The organism is Pseudonocardia sp. (genome assembly GCF_050246655.1).
Classification (GTDB): Bacteria; Actinomycetota; Actinomycetes; order Mycobacteriales; family Pseudonocardiaceae; genus Pseudonocardia.
In genome coordinates this window covers 1-6,464 of sequence record NZ_JBFWVQ010000191.1, presented here as the reverse complement: position 1 = coordinate 6,464, position 6,464 = coordinate 1, and the positions used below count along the sequence as shown (strand labels likewise).

The following is a 6,464-nucleotide window of genomic DNA, read 5'->3' as shown; positions in this document are numbered from 1 at the left end:
AGGCGATGGCCGCACACGTCGACCGGATGGGCCACGCGGGCCGCCGCGTCATGGCCGCGGCGACCCGGGACATCCCCCCGGAACGGTTCGACGCCGACGGCGATCTGCTCGCGCTGGTCGACGGGATCGAGCTGACCAGCCTGGTCGGCATGGTCGACCCGCCGCGCGCGGAGTCCAAGGCCGCCGTGGCCGCCGCGCAGGCCGCGCACATCCGCGTGCGGATGGTCACCGGCGACGACGTCACGACCGGCGCGGCGATCGCCGAGCAGCTCGGCATCCCGGGCAAGGCCATCCTGGGCGCGGACTTCGCCGCCCTGCCCGAGCACGTCCGGCTGGCCCGCATCGACGAGATCGGTGTGGTCGGCCGGGTCGCTCCGGAGCACAAGGTGATGCTGGTCGACACGCTCAAGCGCCGGGGCGACGTCGTCGCCATGACCGGTGACGGCGTCAACGACGCCCCCGCGATCAAGGCGGCGGACATCGGCATCGCGATGGGGTCCGGTACCGACGTGGCCAAGAACGCCGGCCGGATGATCCTCTCCGACGACAACTTCGCCACGATCGTCTACGCGGTCGAGCAGGGCCGCAAGATCTACGACAACCTGACCAAGTACATCCGGTTCGTGCTGCTGCTGCTCGTGGTGTTCGTGCTGACGTTCCTCGGCGCGAGCCTGTTCGACATCGCGAACGGAGAGCCGTTCAACCCGGCGCAGGTGCTCTGGATCCACTTCTTCGTCAACGCCGCGTTCGGCGCCGCGCTCGGGTTCGACCGGGAGACCCCCGGGCTCATGCGGCTGCGCCCGCGACCACGGGGGCAGTCGGTGCTCACCCTCGACCTGATCGTCACCGTCGTGCTCACCGGCCTGTTCATCAGCATCTGTCTGCTCGGGCTGATCGTCGCCGGCACGACGGTCTTCGGTGACGAGCAGATCGGCCAGTCGGTGGCGTTCACGGCCTTCGCCCTGTGCCTGATCGTGGCGGCGCTGGAGTGCCGCAGCGCGACGGGGACGGTGCTCACGACGGCGACCTTCGACAGCAAGCAGATGAACTGGGCGGTGCTCGGCGAGTTCGCGCTCGCCGTGCTCGTCACGCAGATGGACCTGTTCCACCGGCTGCTCGGCACGGTGGACATCAGCGCGCGCCAGTTCCTGTGGGCGACGATCCCGGCCCTCGCCCTGCTCATCCTGTGGGAGCTGGGCAAGCTGATCGCGCGTACGGCGGCCTCCGCACGCCACGGCGCACCGCACGCCGCGCGGCACCCCGCGCCGCCCGCGCCGCCCGCACAGTCGGCGCCGTCGGCGCCGTCGGCACCGTCGGCAACGGCGGCACCGTCGGCGCCGTCGGCAAAGGCGGTCGCGCCGCCCGCCGAACCGGTCACGGCACCGGTCACAGCACCGGTCACAGCACCGGTCACAGCACCGCACGCCGTACCTCCGCCTCCGCCACCGCCTCCGCCACCGCCACCGCGCGCCGCACCGCCACCGGCACCACCCGCTGCGCCACCTCCGGCGCCGTGACCGGGCGGCCGGGTCCCGCAGCGGGGCGGCTCGGCCGGCTGGCCACGGTGGCCCCCGGCCTGGCCGGGCTGATGGACTACAAGGCCCGTTGGCTGCCCAAGGACCTCGTCGCCGGGCTGGTCCTGACCGCGCTGCTGGTCCCGCAGGGGATGGCGTACGCGCAGCTCGCGGGGCTGCCCCCGATCACCGGCCTCTACACGTCGATCCTCTGCCTGGTCGGGTACGCGATCTTCGGGCCGTCGCGGATCCTCGTCCTGGGCCCGGACTCGTCGCTCGGCCCCATGATCGCGGCCACCATCCTGCCGCTGGCCGCGGCGGACGGCGACCCCGGCCGCGCGGTGGTCCTCGCCTCGGCCCTGGCCATCCTGACCGGCCTGATCATGGTGGCGGCCGGGGTCGGCGGGTTCGGCTTCATCGCCGACCTGATCTCGAAGCCGACGATGATCGGCTACATGAACGGTCTGGCCCTCACGATCCTGGTCGGCCAGCTGCCCAAGCTCTTCGGCTTCTCCGTGGACGCCGAGGGCTTCCTCGGCGAGGTCCTGGGCTTCGTCCGCGGCGTCGCCGGGGGCGCCACGGTGCCGGCCGCCGTGGCCGTCGGCGGGCTCGGGCTCGGCCTGATCATCCTGCTCACGCGGATACTGCCGAAGGTCCCCGCCGTCCTCGTGGTCGTCGTCCTGTCCATCGCCGCCGCCGTCGCGTTCGGCCTCGGCGAGCGGGGGGTCGACCTCGTCGGCGAGCTGCCGCAGGGCTTCCCGCCGCTCACGATTCCGGCCATCGGGATCTCGGACCTGGCGTTGCTCCTCGCCGGGGCCGTGGGCATCGCCGTGGTCGCGCTGGCCGACACCATCTCGACGGCCTCGGCGTTCGCCGCCCGCGCCGGCCGGACGGTCGACGGCGGCCGCGAGATGACCGCGATCGGCGCGGCGAACATCGGCGCGGGCCTCTTCCAGGGCTTTCCGGTCAGCACGAGCGGTTCGCGCACCGCCGTGGCCGAGCAGGCCGGGGCGAAGACGCAGCTCACCGGGCTCGTCGGAGCTGTGGCGATCACGCTGATCCTGCTGTTCGCCCCCGGGCTCCTGCGCGACCTCCCCCAGCCCACCCTCGCCGCGGTCGTCATCGCCGCGTCGTTCTCGCTGAGCGACCTCCCGGGAACGGTGCGGCTCTTCCGGATCCGGCGCTCGGAGTTCTGGCTGTCGATCGCGGCGTTCCTCGGAGTCGTGGGCCTCGGTGTGCTGCCGGGCATCGCGGTCGCGGTGGTGCTGTCGATCGGCAACGTGTTCCGCCGCGCGTGGTGGCCGTACCAGACGACGCTCGGCCGGGCCGCGGGCGTACCCGGCTTCCACGACGTGCGCAGCTACCCCGACGCCGACCGGCTGCCCGGCTGCGTGATCTTCCGGTTCGACGCGCCGCTGTTCTTCGCCAACACCCGGACCTTCCGCGAGCAGGTGACCGACCTGGCCGCCGTCGACCCGCCGCCGAGCTGGGTGATCATCGCGGCCGAACCGATCACGGACGTCGACACGACCGCCGCCGACATGCTCCACGACCTGGACACCGTCCTCAACGAGCGCGGGGTGCACCTCGTGTTCGCCGAGCTGAAGGACCCGGTTCGCCGCAAGATCGACCGATACGAGCTGACCCGCACCATCGACCCGTCGCACTTCTTCCCGACCGTCGAGGCGGCGGTCGACGCGTTCCGCGCCACCAGCGGCGCGGACTGGCGGCCCGCCGTGAAGGCTGATCCGGACCGGCAGGACGGGCGCCCCTGATCGCGATTCGGACGCCCTTCGACCGAGCAGCTTTCGCCTCGCGCGGGTGAGCCCGCCCGGTCGGCGGGCGCCGAGACTGCCCCGGCCGGACGAGAGACCGAGGGGGAACCACGGTGGGACTCGACTTCGCGCCCCTCGGCGGCCCCGCACGGCGGCAGGTCGTGGCCGTGATGGCACGATCGCTGCTGTCCACGGTGCTCATGGTGGTCGTCTACTACCGGACGCCGTTGGAGCATCGGATCGACGCCTGGATCGTGACGTGGTTCCTCGGCGGGCTGGTGGCCCTGGCCCTGGCCCTGGCGTGGCAGGTGCAGTCGATCCTGCGGTCGCGGACCCCGAAGCTCTTGGCGGCGTCGACGATCGCGGTGGGGCTGCCGTTCCTCCTGCTGCTCTACTCGTCGGTGTACACGGTGATGTCCGTGGACGACCCGGGGAACTTCAGCGAGCCGCTCGGCCACACCGATGCTCTCTACTTCACGATGACCGTGTTCTCCACCATCGGTTTCGGCGACATCACACCGGTGACCGAACCGGCGCGCATCATCGTGATGACGCAGATGGTCATCGGCCTGCTCGCCGTCGGCGTCGTGGCCAAGCTCCTGTTCGGGGCCGCGAAGATCGCCGAGGACCGGTCGGGCGCGGCACGGGCCGGGGGGCTCGCGACAGGCCGGGCGACAGGCCCGGCGACACGCCCGGCGACACGCCCGGCGACAGGGCCGCAGCCGCGGCCCGGCACGACCGCCCCCGGCGGCTGAGCGCCCTACGGCTCGCCGGAGTTGGTGCGCGAACGGCACGTACGGGAAGTAGGTCTTCCCGTACGTGCCGTTCGCGCGGCGGGGCCGCGCGGGGCGCGGCGGGGGCGCGACGGGGGCGCGACGGGGGCGCGGCCGGGCGCGACGGGGGCGCGGCCGGGCGCGACGGGGGCGCGGCGGGGCGCGACGGCCGTGGGCGGCCACCTCACCCCGGGCGGGTGGTGCGCAGTCCTGCGGACACCGTGACCGTGGCGGTCGTGGCGGCTGAGGGCGGGCGGAGCCCCGGGACGGAGCCGCGTCCGCCCCGGCGGGCCGGCCGGCTGACCCAGCTGCTGCGCTGGCAGCGTCGGGACTGGGCGGACGACCACGAGCTCGCCCACGCCATCCACGGCACCGTGGTGGGCGCCGCCGCGATGGCCGCCGCGAGCCTGCACGGGACGCTCGGCGAGGTCGTGGTGACGGTGGTCGTGACGATCCTCGTCTACTGGGCGGCCGAACGGTACGCACGCGTGCTGTCCGCCGCGGCGCACGGCGGGCAGCGGCTCCAGCATGCACTCGCCGCGCTGCGCCGGGGGCGCCCGATGATCGAGGCCGCCTACACCCCGCTGGTCGTGCTGGTCGTCGTGTACTTCCTGTTCGAGGACGCGCTGCAGACCGCCGTGTTCGCCGCCCTGATCACGGCCACCCTCCTGCTCGGTGGGCTCGGCCACCTCGCCGCGCGCAGGGCGGGGACATCGCGCGCGGGCGCGATCGGCTGGGGTGCGGTCAGCGCGGCACTCGGCGTCGTCGTCATCGTGCTCAAGCTGTCGCTGCACTGAGTGCCCGCGCTCACCCGGTGTAGGAGATCAGCGGCTTGAGCTGCTCGGCCCGCTGCGGCGTCCAACCCGGCGGCTGCAGCACCGTCGCCCACGCGTCGACGTACTCCGGCACGTAGACGTGCCCGTGCCCGGGCGGCACCCCGACCGCGAACGGGAGATCCGCGGTGACCTGCCAGAACGTCAGCAGCGGGATCCACACCACGGCGTCGAGGACGTCGTCGCCGCGCGGCTCGGCGAGCCAGTCCGGCCGGTGCAGGGCGAGCTGCGGGCTCCACCAGACGATCGGGTCCGACGGGTGCTGCACGTAGAGGACCCGGGCCCCGTCCCACGGCTGTCCCGCGGGCGCCACGGGTTCCGCGGCGTCGCGGCTGAAGCGGACCGTGCGCCCGTCCCGGTAGACCGGTGCGATCTCCGGCGTGCCCGGCTCGCGGCCGTCGACGAACTCCCGGTAGAGCGTGTTGAAGTTCGGCGGGCCGGTGAAGACGACGCCGTCGGTGCGGTTGCTCAGGTCGTGCTCGCCGCTGAACGCGGTCTCGGCGCCGAACGAGCCGAGGCTCTCCCCCGCGACGACCAGCCGCGGCCGGGCGTCCGCCGGGAGATCGTTCCAGCGGTCGTACACCGCGTCGAACAGCGCCCGCCCCGCCTCCCGGGCCCGGTCCTGGTCGACGAGGTAGGAGATCCAGGACGGCAGGTAGGAGTACTGGATCGTGACGGCGGCGCTGTCGCCGCCGGTGATGTACTCCAGCGAGTCGATCGCGGCCGGGTCGACCCAGCCCGATCCGGTGGTGGTGATCACCACCAGCGTGCCGCGGGTGAACCCGCCCGCCCGTTCCAGATCGGCGACGGCCAGCCGGGCCCGCTCCTCGGCCGTTCCCGCGGACTCCAGTCCGGCGTAGGCCCGGATCGGCACGAGAGCGGGCGTACCGGTGAACGCGGCGATCTCCTCGGGGGTCGGGCCCTTGGCGCTGAAGTTGCGTCCCTCGCGGCCCAGCGACTCCCAGGCCACCATCGACGACGGCGACCCGGCCCGCTCCGGCGCATCGGGGCGGGTGATCCCGTCGTCGGAGCCTCCGTTGCGCACCGAGAACGCCTGGTCCGCCGCCGCGACGAGACCGTCGAGCACGACGCCGCTGAACACCAGCGCGGTGCCCACCACGACGACCGCCCAGCCGAGCGCACGCGCCGCGCGGGCACCGATCCAGCGGGCGAGCAGTGCCGCGAGCCACCGGTAGAGCCGGCGCAGGCCGCGGCCGATCCCGAGCAGTACGGCGAACATGGCCGCGGCGACGAGCGGGACGACGAGCAGCGAGACCAGCCCGTCCGGCGCCACCCCCATCAGCTCCCGGATCTGGCCCTGCCAGTGGCGGCCGAGCAGCAGCGCCACGACGAGTGCCACGGCGGCGACCACGGCGAGCACCTGCCAGGTGCGCGGCCGGGGGATCCGGGCGTCCCGGTCCGCGACCGCACGCCACGCCCACGCCCCGACGACCCCGAGGCCGTAGCCGATGGCGGCGGCGATTCCGCACACGAGGCCCTGGATGAGCCCGCTGCGCGGCAGCAACGACGGGGTGAGCGACAGGCAGACCGCGATCAGCGCCACCGACA

5 protein-coding genes are annotated in these 6,464 nt (G+C 73.7%); 4 read left to right on the top strand and 1 reads right to left on the bottom strand.

The features are described 5' to 3' along the window. From AB7J25_RS29665 to AB7J25_RS29650, 4 genes are all read left to right on the top strand, one after another. A partial coding sequence (locus AB7J25_RS29665; RefSeq protein WP_428514526.1) for an HAD-IC family P-type ATPase occupies nt 1–1,517 on the top strand: 1,517 nt, incomplete at its 5' end. After that, nucleotides 1,514–3,289 (top strand): SulP family inorganic anion transporter, encoded by a 1,776-nt coding sequence (locus AB7J25_RS29660; protein WP_428514524.1) that lies wholly within the window; start codon nt 1,514–1,516, stop codon nt 3,287–3,289. The genes AB7J25_RS29665 and AB7J25_RS29660, both read left to right, overlap by 4 nt. Nucleotides 3,290–3,402: 113 nt before the next feature. Continuing rightward, on the top strand, nt 3,403–4,044 hold the full coding sequence (locus AB7J25_RS29655; protein ID WP_428514522.1) for a potassium channel family protein: 642 nt from the start codon (nt 3,403–3,405) through the stop codon (nt 4,042–4,044). A 254-nt stretch (nt 4,045–4,298) separates the two neighbouring features. Further along, nucleotides 4,299–4,859 carry a hypothetical protein gene (locus AB7J25_RS29650; protein WP_428514520.1) on the top strand — a complete coding sequence of 187 codons (561 nt, stop codon included), beginning with the start codon at nt 4,299–4,301 and terminating at the stop codon, nt 4,857–4,859. 10 nt (nt 4,860–4,869) lie between these two features. Here AB7J25_RS29650 and AB7J25_RS29645 read toward each other — a convergent pair. Further along, a partial coding sequence (locus AB7J25_RS29645; protein ID WP_428514518.1) for an alpha/beta hydrolase occupies nt 4,870–6,464 on the bottom strand: 1,595 nt, incomplete at its 5' end.